Source organism: Pleomorphomonas oryzae DSM 16300, from assembly GCF_000422965.1.
Taxonomy (GTDB): Bacteria; Pseudomonadota; Alphaproteobacteria; order Rhizobiales; family Pleomorphomonadaceae; genus Pleomorphomonas; species Pleomorphomonas oryzae.
Genome location: NZ_AUHB01000002.1, coordinates 128,791 through 147,003, shown reverse-complemented (window position 1 = coordinate 147,003; position 18,213 = coordinate 128,791). Strand labels below are relative to the sequence as shown.

At 63.8% G+C, this 18,213-nt stretch carries 17 protein-coding genes; 9 read left to right on the top strand and 8 right to left on the bottom strand.

All coding sequences use genetic code 11. The features are described from left to right. The first annotated feature begins 92 nt into the window (after nt 1-92). Nucleotides 93-248 carry a hypothetical protein gene (locus tag G522_RS29910; RefSeq protein ID WP_156886810.1) on the top strand — a complete coding sequence of 52 codons (156 nt, stop codon included), beginning with the start codon at nt 93-95 and terminating at the stop codon, nt 246-248. A 101-nt stretch (nt 249-349) separates the two neighbouring features. On the opposite strand, the gene G522_RS25445 is transcribed toward G522_RS29910, so the two are convergent. Next, complete coding sequence (locus G522_RS25445; RefSeq protein ID WP_084632698.1) at nt 350-1,429, bottom strand: LacI family transcriptional regulator; 1,080 nt, start codon at nt 1,427-1,429, stop codon at nt 350-352. 444 nt (nt 1,430-1,873) lie between these two features. On the opposite strand from G522_RS25445, the gene G522_RS0103640 reads away from it, so the two are divergent. The 6 genes from G522_RS0103640 to G522_RS0103615 all read left to right on the top strand — a co-directional run bounded on the left by G522_RS0103640 (nt 1,874) and on the right by G522_RS0103615 (nt 8,906). Beyond that, complete coding sequence (locus tag G522_RS0103640) at nt 1,874-3,592, top strand: ABC transporter substrate-binding protein (RefSeq protein ID WP_036838003.1); 1,719 nt, start codon at nt 1,874-1,876, stop codon at nt 3,590-3,592. A gap of 144 nt (nt 3,593-3,736) precedes the next feature. Then, the gene (locus G522_RS0103635) at nt 3,737-4,729 is read left to right on the top strand and encodes an ABC transporter permease (protein ID WP_026789871.1); all 993 of its coding nucleotides are present in this window, start codon (nt 3,737-3,739) and stop codon (nt 4,727-4,729) included. Continuing rightward, nucleotides 4,726-5,616: an ABC transporter permease gene (locus G522_RS0103630; protein ID WP_026789870.1), complete on the top strand. Its 891-nt coding sequence runs from the start codon at nt 4,726-4,728 to the stop codon at nt 5,614-5,616. The genes G522_RS0103635 and G522_RS0103630 overlap by 4 nt, the downstream gene beginning before the upstream one ends. A 1-nt stretch (nt 5,617) precedes the next feature. After that, complete coding sequence (locus G522_RS0103625; RefSeq protein ID WP_026789869.1) at nt 5,618-6,580, top strand: ABC transporter ATP-binding protein; 963 nt, start codon at nt 5,618-5,620, stop codon at nt 6,578-6,580. Further along, complete coding sequence (locus G522_RS0103620; RefSeq protein ID WP_026789868.1) at nt 6,567-7,445, top strand: ABC transporter ATP-binding protein; 879 nt, start codon at nt 6,567-6,569, stop codon at nt 7,443-7,445. Before G522_RS0103625 ends, G522_RS0103620 begins: the two co-directional genes overlap by 14 nt. Before the next feature lie 75 nt (nt 7,446-7,520). After that, nucleotides 7,521-8,906, top strand: a complete 1,386-nt coding sequence (locus tag G522_RS0103615; protein WP_026789867.1) for an FAD-binding oxidoreductase — start codon at nt 7,521-7,523, stop codon at nt 8,904-8,906. Between the two features lie 61 nt (nt 8,907-8,967). On the opposite strand, the gene G522_RS0103610 is transcribed toward G522_RS0103615, so the two are convergent. The 5 genes from G522_RS0103610 to speB form a co-directional block, all read right to left on the bottom strand. Continuing rightward, nucleotides 8,968-9,765 carry an ABC transporter permease gene (locus G522_RS0103610; RefSeq protein ID WP_026789866.1) on the bottom strand — a complete coding sequence of 266 codons (798 nt, stop codon included), beginning with the start codon at nt 9,763-9,765 and terminating at the stop codon, nt 8,968-8,970. Between the two features lies 1 nt (nt 9,766). Then, nucleotides 9,767-10,618: an ABC transporter permease gene (locus tag G522_RS0103605; protein ID WP_026789865.1), complete on the bottom strand. Its 852-nt coding sequence runs from the start codon at nt 10,616-10,618 to the stop codon at nt 9,767-9,769. Then, on the bottom strand, nt 10,615-11,646 hold the full coding sequence (locus G522_RS0103600; RefSeq protein ID WP_026789864.1) for an ABC transporter ATP-binding protein: 1,032 nt from the start codon (nt 11,644-11,646) through the stop codon (nt 10,615-10,617). Before G522_RS0103600 ends, G522_RS0103605 begins: the two co-directional genes overlap by 4 nt. Before the next feature lie 66 nt (nt 11,647-11,712). Further along, nucleotides 11,713-12,801, bottom strand: coding sequence for an ABC transporter substrate-binding protein (locus G522_RS0103595; protein ID WP_026789863.1), 1,089 nt, complete (start codon nt 12,799-12,801; stop codon nt 11,713-11,715). A gap of 65 nt (nt 12,802-12,866) precedes the next feature. Beyond that, nucleotides 12,867-13,919 (bottom strand): agmatinase, encoded by a 1,053-nt coding sequence (gene speB / locus G522_RS0103590; RefSeq protein WP_026789862.1) that lies wholly within the window; start codon nt 13,917-13,919, stop codon nt 12,867-12,869. A 220-nt stretch (nt 13,920-14,139) separates the two neighbouring features. On the opposite strand from speB, the gene G522_RS25440 reads away from it, so the two are divergent. Both G522_RS25440 and G522_RS0103580 read left to right on the top strand, forming a co-directional pair. Further along, nucleotides 14,140-15,093 (top strand): LysR substrate-binding domain-containing protein, encoded by a 954-nt coding sequence (locus G522_RS25440; RefSeq protein ID WP_084632782.1) that lies wholly within the window; start codon nt 14,140-14,142, stop codon nt 15,091-15,093. A 24-nt stretch (nt 15,094-15,117) separates the two neighbouring features. Continuing rightward, nucleotides 15,118-16,299, top strand: a complete 1,182-nt coding sequence (locus G522_RS0103580) for an aminotransferase (protein WP_026789861.1) — start codon at nt 15,118-15,120, stop codon at nt 16,297-16,299. Nucleotides 16,300-16,303: 4 nt separating this feature from the next. Here G522_RS0103580 and G522_RS25435 read toward each other — a convergent pair whose 3' ends face one another. Both G522_RS25435 and G522_RS25430 read right to left on the bottom strand, forming a co-directional pair. Continuing rightward, entirely contained in the window at nt 16,304-17,311 is a 1,008-nt protein-coding gene (locus G522_RS25435) for an MBL fold metallo-hydrolase (RefSeq protein ID WP_036838000.1), read from the bottom strand. A gap of 108 nt (nt 17,312-17,419) precedes the next feature. Beyond that, nucleotides 17,420-18,097 (bottom strand): DUF2161 domain-containing phosphodiesterase, encoded by a 678-nt coding sequence (locus G522_RS25430; RefSeq protein WP_036838120.1) that lies wholly within the window; start codon nt 18,095-18,097, stop codon nt 17,420-17,422. Between the last annotated feature and the right edge of the window lie 116 nt (nt 18,098-18,213).

The window sequence follows — 18,213 nt, the reverse complement described above, 5'->3', positions numbered from 1 at the left end:
GGAGAGAGACGGCGACAGCGTTATATTCAGGGTGCAAAGAAGAGAACAAAATGGGTTCCGGGATCCGCCCGGAACGGAAAAGGAAGAAGATCATGTTCGGCACCCTGACGCACCTCACCAAGACCTTTCGTGCCCCCGCCGCTGCGAAGCGCGAGTTCATCTACATCGCTGCAACCAATCGCTACGATCTCGATGCTTGCCAACGCCAGGTCGCGCGCAGTCTCTGCCGCGAGCGGGCGTTCGGCTAAACGGCCCCGCCTTACCAGATTCAGGCCGCCCACCCCCGGCCGACGCCGAGCGCTCGATTTCCCTGACCGGATCGGGCGCTTTGCCGTATCTGGCGCAGCCGTCAATAGCCGTCGGCAGTCACCTTCTCCTCCGACTGTCTGAGAGGCGCCAGCCGGGGCACGTCGAGGAAATGGGCACCAACGCCGACAGTGCCCTCGACACGGCCGACGATCGTCTGGGCCAACCAGCGGCCGGCGGCGCGAAAATCCTCGTGCGCCGTCTCGATGGCCGGCCGAAACTTCCGGAAGAGGTTGGAGGACTCCTTGACCACCACGTCGAAGTCGCAGCCGAGCATGAGCCCCGCGGCCTCGGCGCCGGCGGTTACGGCCAAAGCCGCCACCGCACTGCCGCAGACAAAGCCATCGGGCCGTTCTCCCTGATTGATGAGACGCGACACCTCGGCCTGAATGAGCTCGTGAGGACTATCGGTGTTGATGGTACCCATAGGTATCTGGGCAAGACCCAAGGCTAGGACACCGCGATTGAAGCCTGCCGTCATGTGCCGGGCATAGGAAAGATGCAAAGGCGGCGCGACCAACGTCAGGCGACGGCGACCGAGACTGGCAAGCCGACGCACTGCGCTCTCCGCATAGGCGTCGTTGTCGAAGTCAAAATAGGGGTGCTCAATGCCCATGTTGGTACGGCCATGCGTCACAAATGGCACGCCGCGCTCGATCAAAAAGCGAACCCGTGCGTCGTCAGGTTCTATGCGAGCGAACAGAATACCGTCGGCGGCTCCGGCCTCGACGATATTGCGGACCGGCCCCAGCGGATCCCCCGCCGGGTCATGCAGCATGACCACCAGTTGATAGGACGAGGCCGATAGCACTTCGGAAATGCCGTAGATCAGCTGCGAGTTGATGCCCAGTTCTTCCGACTCGGTAGCGAGCACCAAGGCAATGACGTGACTGCGGCCGGTCCGAAGACGGACGCCGGCCCTGTTCGGCTGATAACCCAGACTCTCGGCCAAAAGACGGACGCGCGCCTTGGTCTCCTCGCCGATATCCGGCGCATCGTGCAAGGCACGTGATACCGTCGTCACACCGAGACCGGCAAGACGGGCAATGGTTTTCAGCGTCGGCCGGCCAACCGAACGTGGCTCGGCAGCCGGGCTTTCAGCGGTTGTCTCGTCGGGCCTCATGTTGCTTCCGCAGCGCGAATTTCCGGTCGTTGCCGGCGGCGCTGCGCCTCCCAATCGCTCACCCTACATCCTTTGGGTGAGAAACAGAACAGAGGCTTGCGTCGTGTTGCATGTTTAGGTAAGCCTACTGTAACGTTACAGGTATGAATGCCGCAGGCAACTGCGGAAGGCGCGTCGGCAGGCCGCCAACTGTGATTTCGCGCGTAACTGAGGAGATATCCGCGATATTTCAGCGACTTGCCGTTTGGGATGGAGCGAGAGGAACCAGCAGTCGCCGCTGTTCCGTCATCGGCCGTTCGGTCGGATCGTCTGGGTACTCCCCTTTTCCTGACTGTCATCGTCCATGACCCTCTCGCAAGCTGCGCAACCCACGGCTGAGGCCGTCTGGGGGCGTTTTTGGTCGCGGCGGGGAGGTTGTCGCCGCTCACGAAAGGGAGGAACGAGATGTCATTCGGTATCAATCGTCGCACCTTTACGGTCATATCGGCCGCCGCTCTGATGGCGACGGTCGCTGGCTCGGCATTTGCTCAATCGAGCGAGTATCCCCGCAACGAAACGCTCTACATGAGCGGCGCGCAGTGGGGCAACATCGTTGGCTTCAACCCCTATTTCGGCAATTTCGCCAATGGCCTGATCGGTCTCGTCAACGAGACGCTGTTCCGCTACGACCCGATCGCCGACAAATACATCGACTGGCTGGCCGAGAAGGGCGAATGGACAAGCCCGACCGTCTATAAGCTGACCATCCGCTCCGGCATCAAGTGGAGCGACGGCAGCGATTTTACGGCCGACGACGTGAAATGGAACATCGACCTCGGCAAGCTGCCGACCATCTGGTGGACCGACCTCTACAAGAGCATCAAGAGCGTCGAGGCCTCCGGCAACACGGTGACGGTGACCTTCGACGGCACGCCCAACTACCAGGCCTGGTCGAACGCCACCTGGAATATTCCGATGATGAAGCCTTCCCAGTGGAAGGATCACGCCAACGAAAAGGACATCACGTCCTGGACGCCGGATGAGCCGATCGGTACCGGCCCCTATGTGTTCGACAAGGCTGGCTATGATCCGACCACGCGCGTCGTCTGGAAGAAGACGCCGGACGGCTGGTGGGCCTCGAAGGCCGGCATCTCGCCCGATCCGAAGCCCAAGTACATCATCGATATCGTCAACTCGTCGAACAACGTTGCCCTCGGGCTGCTGCTCTCCGGCAAGCAGGACCTCAACAACAACTTCCTGCCGGGCGTGGCGACGCTGATCAGCGGCGGTTACGGCCTGCACACTTATTACGACAAGCCGCCCTACATGCTGCCGGCGGTCACCTCCTGGCTGCTGCCGAACACCAAAAAGGCGCCGCTTGACGACGCGGCCTTCCGGCGCGCCCTGGCCTTCTCCATCAACACCGACCAGATCGCCAAGGTCGACTACGGCAACGTCGTGCTGCCCGCCAGCCCGACGGGTCTGCTGCCGGCCTGGGACAAGTATATCGACAAGGAAGCGGTGAAGAAGCACGGCTTCAGCTACGATCCGAAGAAGGCGGCCGAGATCCTCAAAAAGGCCGGCTACAAGAAGGGCGCCGACGGCTTCTACCAGACGCCGAAGGGCGAGCCGATCGACCTCAAGATCGAGGTTCCCTCGGGCTGGTCGGACTGGATGCAGGCGGTGCAGATGATCTCGGCCGACGCCAAGGCGGTGGGCATCAAGATCACGCCGAAGTATCCGGACTTCAATACCTATCAGTCGGAGCGCAATACCGGCAATTTCGATCTGATGATCGAGAATTCCCAACCGCTCAGCGACACGCCCTACACCTACTATCGCTACCTCTACCAGCTACCGATCCTGTCGTCGCAGACCAACTACAACTTTGCGCGCTTCGAGGACAAGGAAGCCTGGGATCTCACCGTGCAGTTGGCCAAGACGCCGCGTACCGACATCGACAAGATGAAGGAAATCACCGGCAAGCTGCAGGTCACCTTCATGGAAGAGCTGCCGATGATCCCGCTCTGGTACAACGGTGCCTGGGCGCAGATGAGCACCACCACCTGGAAGAACTGGCCGGCCGACGGCACGGACCGCCAGTTCATCCCGATCTCCTGGCGCGGCTGGCTGCAGATGACCGGCCTCGACACGATCACCCATCTCGAGCCGGCCGGCCAGTAAGCTGCTGCTTCAGCGTCTCGGTGGCTCTCCACCGAGACGCTTTCATTTGACCGGACAAACGACACGCTTGCGAAGACCCGGACGACGCCCGTCGCCGTCCGGGGACCGCCAGGGATCTTTTGTTCCTATTCCGGAGCCTCGATCGTGCTGCGCTACCTCGCCCGGAAGCTATTCATCTATCTTCTGACCTTCATCGTCGCGGTGACCATCGACTGGGCCATTCCGCGCTTCATGCCGGGCAATCCGGTCGACGCGCTGGTGTCGCGCATCGCGCTGATGCCGGACGCCAATGCGGCGCTGACCTCCTATTTCATGGCGGCCTTCAATCTCGATCAGCCGCTTTGGCAGCAATATCTCAATTTCTGGTCGGCGCTGTTCCACGGCGATCTCGGCCGCTCGATCATGCTGTTCCCGACGCCGGTGACGACCCTGATCGGCCGCGCCCTGCCCTACACGCTGGGCCTGCTGCTGCCGTCGATCCTGTTGTCCTGGTACGTCGGCAATGTCGTCGGTGCGCTGGCGGCGCGACGCAAGCTGCTGGACAATTCGGTGCTGCCGCTCGGCTACCTGCTGACCGCCACGCCTTACATGTGGCTTGGTATCCTGCTCGCCTGGGTCCTGGGCTCGACGCTCGGCTGGTTCCCGCTGGCCTTCGGCTACGATCAGTCGCTCAAGGTCGAATGGTCCTGGCAGTTCCTCGGCAGCCTGCTCTACCACTGGGTTCTGCCATTTGCCTCGCTGTTCATGGTGGCGCTGGGCGGCTGGGCCATCGGCATGCGCAACATGATCATCTACGAGCTGGAGAGCGACTACGCCAACTACCTGATGGCGCTGGGCGCGCCGCAGCGGCTTGTCCGGAAGTATGCCTTCCGCAACGCCATGCTGCCGCAGATCACCGGTCTGGCCCTGCAGCTCGGCGCGGTGGTCGGCGGCGCACTGGTCACCGAAATCGTCTTCTCCTACCCCGGCCTCGGCTGGCTGGTGCTGTCGGGCATCCAGAACCAGGACTATTTCGTCATTCAGGGCGTGTTCCTGTTCATCATCGTCGGTGTGCTGCTCGCCAATCTGATTGTCGACATCGTCTACGTCATCGTCGATCCGCGTACCCGTGTCGGACTGCAAGGAGATGCGGCATGACCAGCACCACAGGTTCCGCTCCGACCTCTCCTGCCGCCAAGGCCGGACGCAACGAGGTCCTCTACTTTGCTCTTCGCAACACCAAGCTGCTGATTGGCGCCGTCGTCTTCACGATCTTCCTGCTTGGCGCCATTTTTGGCCCCATGCTGGCCACCCACGAGCCGATGACCTTCGATGCACCGCCCGGCATGCCGCCGTCGGCCGACTATTGGTTCGGCACGACGCTATTCGGCCAGGATGTTTTCTCGCAGTTCGTCAATGGCCTGCGCTCGAGCTTCATCGTCGGCACGCTCGCCGGCTTCACGGCCGCCATCATCGGCATGTTCATCGGCTTCTTCGCCGGCTATCGCGGCGGCTTCGTCGACGAGGTGCTGAACATGCTGACCAACGTGGTGCTGGTCATCCCCACCTTCGCGGTGCTCTTGGTCGTCGCCGCCTATCTGAGCGTGCGAGGTCTCGGCACGGAGGCCGCGTTCATCGGGCTGACCTCATGGCCATGGGCCGCGCGCGCCATCCGCGCCCAGACCTTCTCCCTGACCTCGCGCGATTTCGTCGGCATGGCCCGGCTCAATGGTGAAAGCACGCTCCGCATCATCTTCGGCGAGATCGCGCCGAACATGAGCTCCTATCTTGTGATGACCTTCATCCTGCTGTTCGGCGGCGCCATTCTCACCGCCGCGACGCTGGACTTCATCGGCCTCGGACCGACAGACTCCATCTCGCTTGGCCTGATGATGAACTACTCGGTGATGAACGCCGCGCTGCAACTCGGCATGTGGTGGTGGTTCGTGCCGCCGGGCCTTGCCATCACCGCCATCGTCGGCTCGCTCTACGTCATGAACGTCGGCCTCGACGAGGTGTTCAATCCCAAGCTGAGGGCGCTCTGAGATGCTGGCGGTATCCGACCTCAAGATCCACTACCGGACGCTGGCCGGCAGCGTCAAAGCCCTCGACGGCGTCAGCTTCTCGGTCGCCGATGGAGAAATCATGGGCCTCGCCGGTGAGTCCGGTTGCGGCAAGTCGACGCTCGGCAAGGCGCTGATCCGGCTCGAAGAGCGCATGCAGTATGTCGGCGGCGAGGTGACGCTCGACGGCACGACGCTGCCGATCGCCGACGACCGGGCGATGAACCCCTATCGCTTCCGCAAGGTGTCGATCGTTCCCCAATATGCCATGAGCGCGCTCAACCCGACGCGCCGCATCGGCCGGATGATCGACGAGCTTCTGGCATCCCGTGGCCTCAAGGGATCGACTCTTCGCCCCGAACTAGAGCGGCGCCTTGCTGTGCTGGGTCTTGGGCCCGAGGTACTTGGCATGTACCCGATCGAGCTGTCCGGCGGCATGAAGCAGCGCGTCGTCATGGTGCTGTCGACGCTGCTCGACCCGTCGCTGTTGATCGCCGACGAAGTGACCTCGGCGCTCGACGTCGCGTCGCAGAAGAAGGTGGCGGGCGCGCTGGTCGAGTTCCGCGATCGCGGCTACGTCAAGTCGATGATCGTCGTCACCCACGACCTCGCCATTCTCGCCCAGGTCGCCGACAGCATCCTGATCATGTACGCCGGCAAACTGGCCGAGAAGGCGCCGACGCGCACCATCGTCGAGGCGCCGGCGCATCCCTATACTCGCCTGTTGCTGGGTTCCCTCCCCGAAGTGGGCATTCGCTTCGAGGACAAGCGCCTGCCGGGCATCAAGGGCCGCCCGCCGTCCCTTCTGTCGCCACCGGTGGGCTGCCGCTTCCGCGACCGTTGTCCGCTGGCCTTCGGCAAGTGCGTTGAGGAACCACCATTCATCGAGATCGCTCCCGGCCATCAGGTCGCTTGCTGGAAGGCGGACGCCCATGCTCAAGGTTGAGAACGTCTCCAAGGTATTCCGCTCCGGCGCCTTCGGTGGCAAGAAGGCGAAGGTGATCCACGACATCGACTTCGAGGTGAAGCCCGGCGAGGTGGTGTCGCTGATCGGCGAGAGCGGCTCCGGCAAGACCACCGTCGGCCGGATGATCCTGCGCCTCACGTCAGTGAGCGAGGGCCGCATCACCTTCGACGGCGAAGACGTCTCGGCGCTGAAGGGACGCGCCCTGAAATCCTATTATCGCCGCGTGCAGGGCGTGTTCCAGGATCCCTTCAGCTCGTTCAATCCGATCTTCAAGGTTGGCCGCGTCTTCCGCACCATTCGCCGCGAGTTCCTGGCCGATCTCGACACTGCTACCTGGGAAACCCGGCTCACCGGCGCGCTCAATGCCGTCGGCCTCGAGTTCGCCGCCCTCGACAAGTTTCCGCATCAGATGAGTGGCGGACAGCTGCAGCGGCTGCTGATCGCGCGAGCGCTCGTTCTCGACATCCGCCTGCTGGTCGCCGACGAGATTATCTCGATGCTCGATGCTTCGACGCGCATCGACGTGCTCAACCTTCTCGGCGACCTCAAGCGGCAGGGCCTGTCGATCATCTTCGTCACCCACGATCTCGCTCTCGGCAACTATATCTCCGACCGGATCATCATCCTTCAGAAGGGATCCATCGTCGAAATGGGGGCCACCGATCGGGTGTTCGGCGATCCGCAACACGCCTACACCCGCTCGCTGCTCAATGCCGTGCCGCACCTGCATGAGCGCTGGAGCGACGCGGAGCTCAAGGATCTCGGCTTGGTAAAGGATACCGCTCGGTTCGGTGGTCGTCTGGTCGAGCATCAGCCGGACCACTTCGTGCGCGTTTATTCCTGAGCCAGTCCCAATCCGCCTGTCACTATGGTCGGCGTACATGGTATGCCGGCCCTCAGCAAACGACGGGGCGGCACCATGAGCGAACGGGCATTTTCGGAGCTGCGGGCAGTGCTCGGCCCGGCCGGTTTTCTTGTGGGCGCCGACATCCCCGCCCGCAACCACGCGGACTCATCGGTACAGCCACCGCAAAAGCCACTTGCCGTTCTGCGCCCGGCCTCGACGGAGGAGGTCTCGGAGGCGCTGGCCATCGCATCCCGTCATCATCTCACCATCACGACCCAAGGCGGCCTCACCGGCCTCTGCGGGGGCGCGACACCAGCGCCCGGCTCCCTGGCGCTGTCGCTCGAGCGCCTGACCGGCATCGAGGAGATCGACAGTCGCGCCATGACGCTGACGGCGCGCGCCGGCACGCCGCTTGAGACCATGCAGCGGGCGGCCGAGGCAGAAGGTTTGCTGTTTCCGGTGGATTTCGGCGCCCGTGGCACGGCAACGGCGGGCGGCATTGTCTCAACGAACGCCGGTGGTAATCGGGTGCTACGCTACGGCATGACGCGCGTTTCCGTGCTCGGCCTTGAGGCGGTGCTGGTCGACGGCACAGTGATCGGCTCGCTCAACAAGATGCTGAAGAACAATGCCGGTCCCGACCTCAAGCAATTGTTTGCCGGCTCGGAGGGCCTATTCGGCGTGGTGACGCGGGTGGTCTTCGCGCTTCAGCCGCTGCCGCGCTGGACCGGACTGGCGCTGGTCGCCGTTCGCGATTTCGAGGCAGCTGCCGATATTCTGGCCAGTGCCCACGCCGATCTCGGCCCCACGCTCTCGGCCTTCGAGGTGATGTGGCCGGATTACTGGACCATGGTGACCGAAAACGTCTCCGGTCGCCGCGATCCTTTCGCCGACAAGCATGGTCTCTATCTCCTAATCGAGGGTCACGGCCGGGAAGCGGCGCGCGACGGCGCGGCCTTCGAGGCCTTTCTCGAGGGCATCTTCGAAGCTGGTCTCGTCGAAGACGCCATGCTGGCGCAGTCGCTGGCCGACATGGAGGCCTTCTGGTCGATCCGCGACGCTTCCGCCGAGATCGAGCCGGTGCTGGGCGAGCATGAGAGTTTCGACGTCGGCCTGCCGCCCGGCGAGGTCGGCCGCTTTGTCGAGGCCTGTCGATCGGTCCTCGCACAGGAGCTGCCGACGAGCCGAGCCGTCTTCTTCGGTCATGCCGCCGACGGCAACATCCACGTCATGGCGTCGGTGCCCGAGCCCGGCCCGGCCGGCCACCACGCGGTGGAAAGCGTTGTTTATGGCGTGACGCGGAGCTTCTCGGGCTCGGTGTCGGCCGAGCATGGCATCGGTGCGCTGAAGCGAGGCTGGTTGGGCCATAGCCGTTCGAAGGCGGAAATCGCGCTGATGCAGCGCCTCAAGGCGGCGCTCGATCCGCATGGTCTGCTCAATCCCGGCAAGGTCATCTAGGGTCGGACTTCCTCGCGCATCCGCTAGATTCCAAAAGTCTGCAACTTTTGGGGCGGATGCGTCAGTCCTTGGTGGACATGGCGCCCATCAGGCGCGGCAGGTCGCCGAAGCGGGCGATCAGGCCGAACACAGCCGCCGTCACCGCCACGAACAGCACCGACACCGCCGCCATGGTCGGCGTATAGCCATAGCGCAGCGCGTTGAACACCTTGATCGGCAGCGTCTCGCGCACGAAGCCTATGGTCATGTAGGCGACGATGTATTCGTTGAGCGACAGCACGAAGGCGAAGGCATAGCCGGAGACGACATAGGGCAAGATTAGCGGCAGCACGACGGTGCGGAACACCGTGCGATCGTCGGCGCCCATGGTGGCGGCCGCCTCGGTCAGCGAGCGGTCGATCGACGAAAAGCCGAGCGTCAGCGTGACGAGCGGCAGCGTCACGAAGAAGATGGCGTGGGCAATCACCGCCGTCCACGGCTGACCGTAGAAGCCGGACGTGGCCCAGAAGGTAAGAAAGCCGAGCGCAGTAATCACCGGCGGCAGCGTGAAGGGCGCGACGCCGAGCAACTGGAACACCTGCGCCCAAGGCGCGATGCGCCGCCACAGGAACCAGGCGAGTGGCAGGGCTATGACGACCGCCAGCGCCGCCGACGTGACGGCGAGCAGCACCGAGGCGATCAGTGCCCTGAGCCACTCGGGATCGCTGAAGATCTGGGCGAACCAGTGCAGCGAAAAGCCCTGCGGCGGGAAAGCGAGGTTTTGCTTTTCGTTGAAGGAAACGCCGGTGACCACGACGATGGGCGCGGCGAGGAAGATGCCGACCAGCGCGAGATAGAGGCGGGACAGGAAGCGCTCCATCTCAAGCCTCCAGCTTCTTGCCGGCGAACATCGTCAGCGCCACGAGCGCCAGCGACACCAGCACCAGAAACACGGCCATGGCGGCCGCGAATGGCATGTTCGATTGGTAAAGCGCTTGGTCGGTGATCAGCACCGACAGCGTCCAGTGGCTCGGCCGTCCCAGGATCTGCGGCAGCAGGTAGGAGCCGAGCGCGAAGATGAAGGCCATGATCAACGTGGCGATCAGCGTCGTCCGGAGCGCCGGCAGGACCACAGTGAAGAACGCCTTGAGCGGCGATGCGCCCAGCGTGCGCGCCGCCTCGGTCAAGGTCGGGTCGAGGCGGACCATGGACGGATAGAGAACCAGCACGGCATAGGGCATCGCCTGATAGACCATGCCGGTGAGCACGGCCTCGAAGCTCGGCACCAGCGCCTGGGGTGCTCCCATCAAGCCCAGCCAGACAAGCAGGTTGGTAATGCCGGCGGTGCGCGACAGAAGCGTCGACCAGGCAAAGCCGATGATCACTTCCGACAGCGACAGAATGGAGAGAAGCGCCACCAACCAGATCACCTGCGTCTGCCGGCGCGAACGGGCGATCAGATAGGTGAAGGGCACGGCAATGACCAGCGACACCACGGCCACGGCAATGGCGAGATAGAGCGAAAAGACGAGGACGTTGCCGAAGAACGGCGTCAGGAAGCGGGCGTAGTTGGCCAGCACGAAGTCCGGCACATAAAAGCCGCCCTGCTGACGGCGGAAGAAGCTGACCGCCACCATGGTGCCGAAGGGCACGATGAAGAAGATCGTCAGCATCAGGCCGGGAAAGATCACCGGCAGATGCTGGACGAGCCCACGGGCCGGTTCGCGTCTCATCGGGTGAGCACCACGGAATGGGCGGGATCGAGGCGGAGGCCGACGCGGTCGCCGACCGTGACCTGAGGCCGGGCGCGAGGGCTAGTGACGGCAACCACCTGCGTGCCGCTAGCGTCGAGGAAGAACTCGATGGCGCCGCCGAGATCGCGCACGAAGGTGATCTTGGCCTCCGGCAAGTCGGGAGAGGGCGCCGCCAGTTCGATATCCTCCGGCCGCACCGACAACGTGGCTTTCGAAACACCATAGGGCAGCGCGACCGCAGAGGAGCGACCGAGCAGCACGGTGCGGTCGCCGTCGCGAATGATATCGATCAGGTTGGTCGAACCGATGAAATCGGCAACGAAGGTGTCGGCAGGCTTGCGGTAGATCTCGACAGGCGATGCCGCCTGACGGATCTCGCCGCCTTTCATGACGATGACCGTGTCGGCCATGGTCATCGCTTCGCGCTGATCGTGGGTGACGACGATGGTGGTGATGCCGAGCTGCTGTTGCAATTGGCGGAGCTCGACCTGCATTGCCTCACGCAGCTTGGCATCGAGCGCAGACAGCGGCTCGTCGAGCAGGAACAGGCGGGGACTGACGGCGAGTGCCCGGGCGATGGCGACGCGCTGACGCTGGCCGCCCGACAGCTTGGCGACGGCGCGGTCGGCATAGCCCGGCAGATGGACGAGGGCGAGCAGTTCCTCGACGCGGCGGGCCTGCTCTTCCTTGGAGAGACCACGGATCCGGAGGGCATAGGCGATGTTGCCACCGACGGTCAGGTGCGGAAACAGCGCCAGCGATTGGAACACCATGCCGAGGTTGCGCTGGTGGGTCGGCTGGTGGGTGATGTCTTCGCCGTCGATCGAGATGGTGCCGGTCGTTGGCGCATCGAGGCCGGCGATCATCCGGAGCAACGTCGTCTTGCCGCAGCCAGACGGCCCGAGCAGGCAGACGAAGCGGCCGTTGGGCACCTCGAGATCGACGTCCTTCACAGCCTTGACCGGACCGAAGTCCCGGCTGACGCCCTTGAGTACCAGTCCCGACATGAGGAGTTCCGTGACAAGAAAAAGGACGTCCCGCGCGAGGGCGGGACGCCGGATGTGATGGACCGATCAGCCGACGATCAGCTCGGTCCACTTCTCACTCAGCCAGTCGGCCTTCTGCACCTGCATGTCGTAGCGCGGGATGATCGGCTCGATCTCCGACGACGCCGCGGCGAATTCGGCATCCGTGAGGTCGGTGAGCGAGCGCTTGACGGTGGGCGCGGTGCCGACCTTGCGCGTCACCAGCGCCTGGATCGACGGCTGGCTCATGAAGTCGATGAAGAGATGCGCCTCCTCGACCTTCTTCGACGCCTTGGACAGCGCCCAGCAACCGGAATCGAGAATGCCGCCCTCTTTCGGGAAGGTGGAGCGGACATGGAAGCCGTCGGCAATCGCGAGGCCCGTCACGTCATGATAATATTGGCCCATCGGGATCTCGCCCGACTTCAGCGCCTGCTCGAACTGCGCCTCGTCGCGGTACCACAGACGGACGTTGCCCTTGAGTTCGGCCAGCTTGTCGAACGCCTTGAGGATTCCCTCCTCGGTATCGAGCGCCTTGGTGCCCCCGAAGAAGGTCTTGGCCGTCACTTCCAGAAGGAACGAATTGGAGACCAGCGCCATCAGACCGAGCTTGTCGGCGTTGGACTTGTCCCACAGGAAGGCCCAGGAGGTCGGGGCTTCCTTGTAGACGTCGGTGTTGGACACCAGCGTCACGTACCAGGCGACGGCACCGATACCGGCAATGCGGCCGTCGGGATACTTATTGATGAAGGTTGGGATCAAGGCGTCGATGTTCTTGATCTTGGCGGCGTCGAGCGGCGCCCAAAGCTCGGTCGCCTGGCCCTTGAGCATCGACGTCTGCGAGATCATCGACACGTCGGCCGGCGCCTCGCCGGCATTGGCCGCCTGCTGAAGCTGGACGAGCCAAGCTTCGCCGGTCGGCTCGGCCACCGATTCCACGGCGATGCCGGTGGCCTTTGTGAACTCGGGGAAGACGTTCTTGTCGAACGAATCCTTGAAGTAGCCGCCATAGGCGCCGACCTTGAGCGTGCGGTCCTGGGCGCGCAGCACATTGGGCATGGCGAGCACGGCGGCTCCCGTGGCGCCGGCAGCGAGCAAAGCGCGGCGGCTGACGGATATGTCGGTGAGCTTGGTCATCTCTTGGTCCCCTTTTGTCTGGCCGTTGCCGTTCGGCATCAGCGGCCGGTTCCCCTGTTTAGGTTTTATTTACTCTTTTTCAGCACCGGGCTGAACACCATCAGGCTCAGGATCTCGAACAACATTTGCGCGCCGATCTGGGCGGTATTGGTCGTCGCGTCATATTGCGGGGCGACCTCGACGACATCGCCACCGACGAGATTGAGCCCCTTGAGCCCACGGACGAGTGCCAGTGCCTCGCGGCTGGTGAGGCCGCCGACCTCCGGTGTACCTGTTCCTGGCGCGAAAGCCGGGTCGAGACTATCGATGTCGAAGGACAGGTAGGTCGGACCATCCCCCACGACCTGCCGCGCTTTGTCGATGATGGCAGGGATGCTGAGGGCAGAAATCTCCCTGGCGTCGATCACCGTCATGCCGCTATCGCGCGAGAATTCCCAGAGGTATTCCGACGAGCCGCGAATGCCGATCTGGATGGTGCGGGTGGGGTCGAGCACACCATCGAGCACCGCATTGCGGAATGGACCGCCGTGATGGAACTTGGTGTCGTCGAAGGGGGCGCCGGTGTCGGAATGGGCGTCGATGTGGATGAGGCCGACCGGCGCCTTGGCGCCGATGGCACGCAGGATCGGATGGGTGATTGAATGATCGCCGCCAACCGACAGCGGCAGAACGCCGGCGGCCACGATGGCGGCTATCGCCCGTTCGATATCTTCATGGCTCTGCTCGAGGCGAAACCGGCCTCGGAATGGCACGTCGCCAATATCGGCGACGGAGATGTCGTGGATCGGCGCGGTGTCGAGGACTTCGTTATAGGGCCCGATGCGCTCGATCGCCCTGAGCGCCCTCGGCCCGAAACGCGAACCGGGGCGGTTGGTGACGCCGAGATCCATCGGCATGCCGAGAAGGGCGACGTCGAGACCTGAGAAATCTGGCGCGTTCCAATCGACGACACGAGCCGTAGCCGACAGTAAAGTGGGCATGCCCGCGAATGGAGCAGCACGGGTGCCGCCTTTGAAAATACGAGCGGCGACGCGCGCATAGCGAGGATCGTAGGTCTCGCCCGGCTTGCCCGTGTACCTCTTGCGCAGGGCATCCAAACGCTCGGCATCCCAAACCATAGGCGTTCAATCTCCAGCCCGCCACACCGCCATTTCTGGCGTTGCGAACGGTTGATATCGTGGCGGCGGAGGTCTGCCAGCCAATGTGACCTGTTCCCCGGAGCTATGCCTGCTCCTTGTTTGCCCAATCAAAGGGCAAATCCATTTGAAATGCAATTCACATTGATTTATCCAAACAGGTGAATTTTTCTCACAGATGGATTCGATGGGCGAACAGGGAATTCCCAGCCGGCTGCCGCCGCTCAACTCGCTGCGCGCCTTCGAAGCGACCGCCCGTCGCGGTTCGGTGTCGGCAGCAGCGCGCGAGCTCGGCGTGACCCACGGTGCCGTCAGCCATCAGATTCGCATGCTGGAGGCAACCCTCGGCTCCTCGCTGTTCGAGCGCGGCAGTCGGCGAATGAAACTGACGGCCCAGGGCGCCCTGCTGCTGCCGGCCGTCGCTCAGGCCTTTGGCGATATCGCGGCGGCAACGGCACGGCTACAACGGCCGGAGGCGAGCGGTACGCTCACCGTGATGTGCGTTGCCGGCCTGTTATCGTTCTGGCTGCTGCCGCGCCTTCACGGATTCACCGACGCTTATCCAGGCATTACGCTCGATCTTTCGGCCGGCAATGACCCAGCGCGGGTGGGCGACCCCGAGGTCGACCTCGTCGTCCTCTATGGAAGCGGCAGCGTCAGCGGGTGCTGGAGCCGTCTCTGGAGTCCGCTTCGCCTGTTTCCGGTGGTGTCCCCCAGCCTGATCGCCAGCCGGCCACTCCGCACGGTGCGCGATCTGCGTCACCACACGCTGCTGCACGGGGATAGGGGTAACGAGTGGACGACATGGTTGAGTGCTGCCGATGCCGCTGACCTGCCGCGCGGCCGCCAGCATTTTCTCGGCGATGCCCGCCTTTCCACTGAAGCGGCGGTGCACGGACAGGGCGTTGCCGTAGGTGACACGATCACCGCAGCCCGGCTGATCGCCGATGGCGATCTCGTCGTGCCCTTCGACCTCTCGGTGACGGCCAATGACAGTTTCTTCGTCGCGTGTCGCAACGAGATGCGTTCGGCTCCAATCGTCAAAGCCTTCGTTGATTGGCTGTTTGCAACCCTTGATGCCGACGCACTGCCCGAACCGAGGCTGTCGCCGCGCTCATCGCCACGCCCGCCCGTTGATTCTTCGCCCGACCCTTGAACCGCGCCGCCCTAGGATACCGATATGCCGCGCCTTAACCCGCTCGTTGCCGATCTCGCCCCGCCGCCCATTCCGTCCGTCCAGGCCTGGGCGCGTGCCTATAATGGCAGCTTCGGCCCGACAGTCGATTTGTCGCAGGCGGTACCGGGTTATCCGCCGCATCCCGACCTGATCGCTCTCTTGATGGCAGCGGCGGCCGATCCATCAACCGCCGCCTATGGTCCGATCGAGGGCGATCGCGCCCTGCGCGAGGCGCTTGCCGCCGATGAAAGCGCGCTCTACGGCGCGGCCATCGCCGCCGACAACATCCACATCACCGCCGGATGCAATCAGGCCTTCATCTGCGCCGCGCTGGCTGTCGCCGAACCGGGCAGCCGGGTGTTGCTGTCCAATCCGTTCTATTTCAATCACGAGACGTCGCTGCGCATGTTCGGCGTCGGCATCGGTCTTGTCGACTGCCCAGCGGACAGCGGCTTTCTACCGAGCCTTGAGTCACTCGAAGCTGCGATCACACCCGACGTACGGGCCTTTGCCATCGTGTCTCCCAACAACCCGACCGGCGCCGTCTATCCGCCCGACCTGTTGGCCGATCTGCTCGAACTCTGCCGCCGGCGTGGCATCTGGCTGATCCTTGACGAGACCTATCGCGACTTTCTGCCCTCCGAGGCGAAGCGGCCGCATGATCTCTTCCTCCGGTCCGGCTGGGGCGACGGGCTGATCTCGCTTTATTCCTTCTCGAAGAGTTTTTGCGTGCCCGGCTACAGGCTGGGCGCCGTGACGGCGAGCCCGGCCGTGATCACGGAAATCGCCAAGATCATGGACAATCTGCAGATCTGCGCGCCGCGTGTCGGCCAGATTGCCGTCGCGGAGGCGCTGCCAAAGCTCGCCGCATGGCGCGAGGCGAACAGGGCCGAGATCGCCCTCCGCGCCGAGGCTCTCAAGGCGGCCATTGCCGAGGTCGAGGGCTGGGAGATCGGCGCTGTCGGCGCTTACTTCGCCTTCGTCCGCCACCCCTTTGCCGGCGTAGCATCGGCTCGCGTCGCCGAGGAACTGGCGAGACGAGCCGGCGTCGTCACTGTGCCGGGCAGCTATTTCGGGCCGGGGCAGGACGATTATCTGCGCTTTGCCTTCGCCAACGCCACAGCGGCGACCATAGGCCTTTTGCCAGCGCGTCTCAGCCAACTCGGAACGGATCTCGACGCCTAGTCGGTTAGGCTGACGGCCGCCACAAGGAGCCGCCGACCGGCAGGGCAACAAAGTCGTTGTCGGCGAGACCGGCGGCGGTGCGCGCCTCAGCCAGCCGAATTGGTGGCTCGTCAAGCGCTTCGTCGGTCAGCTGGAAACAGCCCCAATGGATGGCGATGCTCCGCCGCGCTCCGATTTCGCGATGGGCGACCACCGCTTCTTCGGGATTCATATGATGGTCCTGCATGATGCGTCGTGGATCGTAGGCACCGATCGGCATTAGTGCCAGGTCGAACAAGGCACCAGTGCGTTCGCGCGGTTTCAGGCGATGCCGCGTCTCGCGATAGTGCGACCCATAACCACTGTCGCCGGCAAAATAACAGGAAAACCCTTCGGCAAAGATGCCGAAGGCGCCCCAGAGCATGCGATTGCGGTCGTTGAAGCTGCGGGCCGACCAATGGCGGGCCGGCGTCAACGTCAAATCGAGCCCGTGATAGGTGTGGCTCTGCCACCAGTCGAGTTCGACGATGTTGGAAATGCCCCAGCGCCGCAGCAATGCGCCGACGCCGAGCGGGGCAACGAACAAGGTTCGATGGCCGAACCGGCGATGAAGGCAGCGCACCGAGGCTCGGTCGAGATGATCGTAGTGGCCGTGCGAGATCAGCACCACGTCGACCTCAGGCAACTGATCCAATGCGATGCCGGGTGGCACGACGCGGCGTGGGCCCAGGAAGCTGAAGGGCGAGGCACGCTCGCTGAAGATGGGATCGGTGAGCACCGTGAGGCCGCCGATACGAAGCAGCACCGTTGAGTGACCGATGAAGGTGGCCGACGTTTCTACACCGGCGATGCGGTCGAGATCGGGGGCCACCCTCGGCGTCGGACTTCCCGGCGGGTGCGGCTTGCCCTCGCGTCGCGCCTCCCGCTTCCAGGCCCAGATGTCGCGGAGGGTGGTACGAGCGGCTTCCACTTCCGGATCGCGAAAGCCGTCCGGTGTGTGGTGGGCTTTGGCGGGGTCATAATAAGGATTCATGCCGGCAATTCATTCCGATGCACTGACGGGCGGATCAAAGCAATATGGCGTGGTTGCCGGAAATTGCCAGACGCAACGGGGGCTTGACGCCACACGAAGCCGTGAGTTTCAGGCGGCGGCCGGCTCATCGGCGGGTAGGTAGGCGGCCCAGGAGACAAGCGCCGTCCGGCCGGCGTCGGTCAGACGATAGACACCGCGTTCCACACGCTCGAACCAACCGTAGACATCGGCCTGAAGGATTTTGGCGGCATCGGGAGCGACGGCCTTGAGATCGCGCGGCCGCGATGGCTCGTCGCGCAGCGCATGGGCAACGACCAGCGCCTGCTGGCGGTAAGCCGTCATCTGCGGCAGCCGGGTCGAGCCACCGAGTATTGGGTCGCCCCGGCGACGGCGAAACTCATCGACGATGCGCGAGCGGCGGCGGCCATCGCGGCGCGGCTTCCAAGGCGCCGGCTCGACAATCACCTCGATCAAGCCGGTCGGCGTGACGGCGATCAAGCCAAAGCCCAGGAAGCGGCAAAGCTTTTTGACGCGTGGATCACCCTCGCGACCACGGCCACGCTTCGAGGCGCCAACGGCGAGCCATACTTCGTCGGCAGCGGCCGTCCGATCGACGGCCTGCAGTACCAGCTCCAACGTGAAGGCGCGCTTGAGCTCACCGATCACCACGAGTTCAGGCTCGCCATCCGACAGGCCGACCAGATCGCACCCCTTCACCTCGCCCTTGACGGTCAGGCCGAGGCTTTCGAGATGGCGTTTGACGGGCAGATAGAGGTCGGTTTCCAAGGCGAGATGTTCCGATCGGGCGACGCTGATCCTGGTTGTCGCATCGGATTTACCGAAAACCGGCAACCACTTTTCGGTCCGATGCTCGATGGTAAAGTGTCGCCCGCGATCGGTAA

Bases quoted from the DNA above. Each gene is read 5' to 3' on its own strand.
- G522_RS29910 (WP_156886810.1), top strand. From the start codon at position 93: ATGTTCGGCACCCTGACGCACCTCACCAAGACCTTTCGTGCCCCCGCC.
- G522_RS25445 (WP_084632698.1), bottom strand. From the start codon at position 1,429: ATGAGGCCCGACGAGACAACCGCTGAAAGCCCGGCTGCCGAGCCACGT.
- G522_RS0103640 (WP_036838003.1), top strand. From the start codon at position 1,874: ATGTCATTCGGTATCAATCGTCGCACCTTTACGGTCATATCGGCCGCC.
- G522_RS0103630 (WP_026789870.1), top strand. From the start codon at position 4,726: ATGACCAGCACCACAGGTTCCGCTCCGACCTCTCCTGCCGCCAAGGCC.
- G522_RS0103625 (WP_026789869.1), top strand. From the start codon at position 5,618: ATGCTGGCGGTATCCGACCTCAAGATCCACTACCGGACGCTGGCCGGC.
- G522_RS0103620 (WP_026789868.1), top strand. From the start codon at position 6,567: ATGCTCAAGGTTGAGAACGTCTCCAAGGTATTCCGCTCCGGCGCCTTC.
- G522_RS0103615 (WP_026789867.1), top strand. From the start codon at position 7,521: ATGAGCGAACGGGCATTTTCGGAGCTGCGGGCAGTGCTCGGCCCGGCC.
- G522_RS0103610 (WP_026789866.1), bottom strand. From the start codon at position 9,765: ATGGAGCGCTTCCTGTCCCGCCTCTATCTCGCGCTGGTCGGCATCTTC.
- G522_RS0103605 (WP_026789865.1), bottom strand. From the start codon at position 10,618: ATGAGACGCGAACCGGCCCGTGGGCTCGTCCAGCATCTGCCGGTGATC.
- G522_RS0103600 (WP_026789864.1), bottom strand. From the start codon at position 11,646: ATGTCGGGACTGGTACTCAAGGGCGTCAGCCGGGACTTCGGTCCGGTC.
- G522_RS0103595 (WP_026789863.1), bottom strand. From the start codon at position 12,801: ATGACCAAGCTCACCGACATATCCGTCAGCCGCCGCGCTTTGCTCGCT.
- speB (WP_026789862.1), bottom strand. From the start codon at position 13,919: ATGGTTTGGGATGCCGAGCGTTTGGATGCCCTGCGCAAGAGGTACACG.
- G522_RS0103580 (WP_026789861.1), top strand. From the start codon at position 15,118: ATGCCGCGCCTTAACCCGCTCGTTGCCGATCTCGCCCCGCCGCCCATT.
- G522_RS25435 (WP_036838000.1), bottom strand. From the start codon at position 17,311: ATGAATCCTTATTATGACCCCGCCAAAGCCCACCACACACCGGACGGC.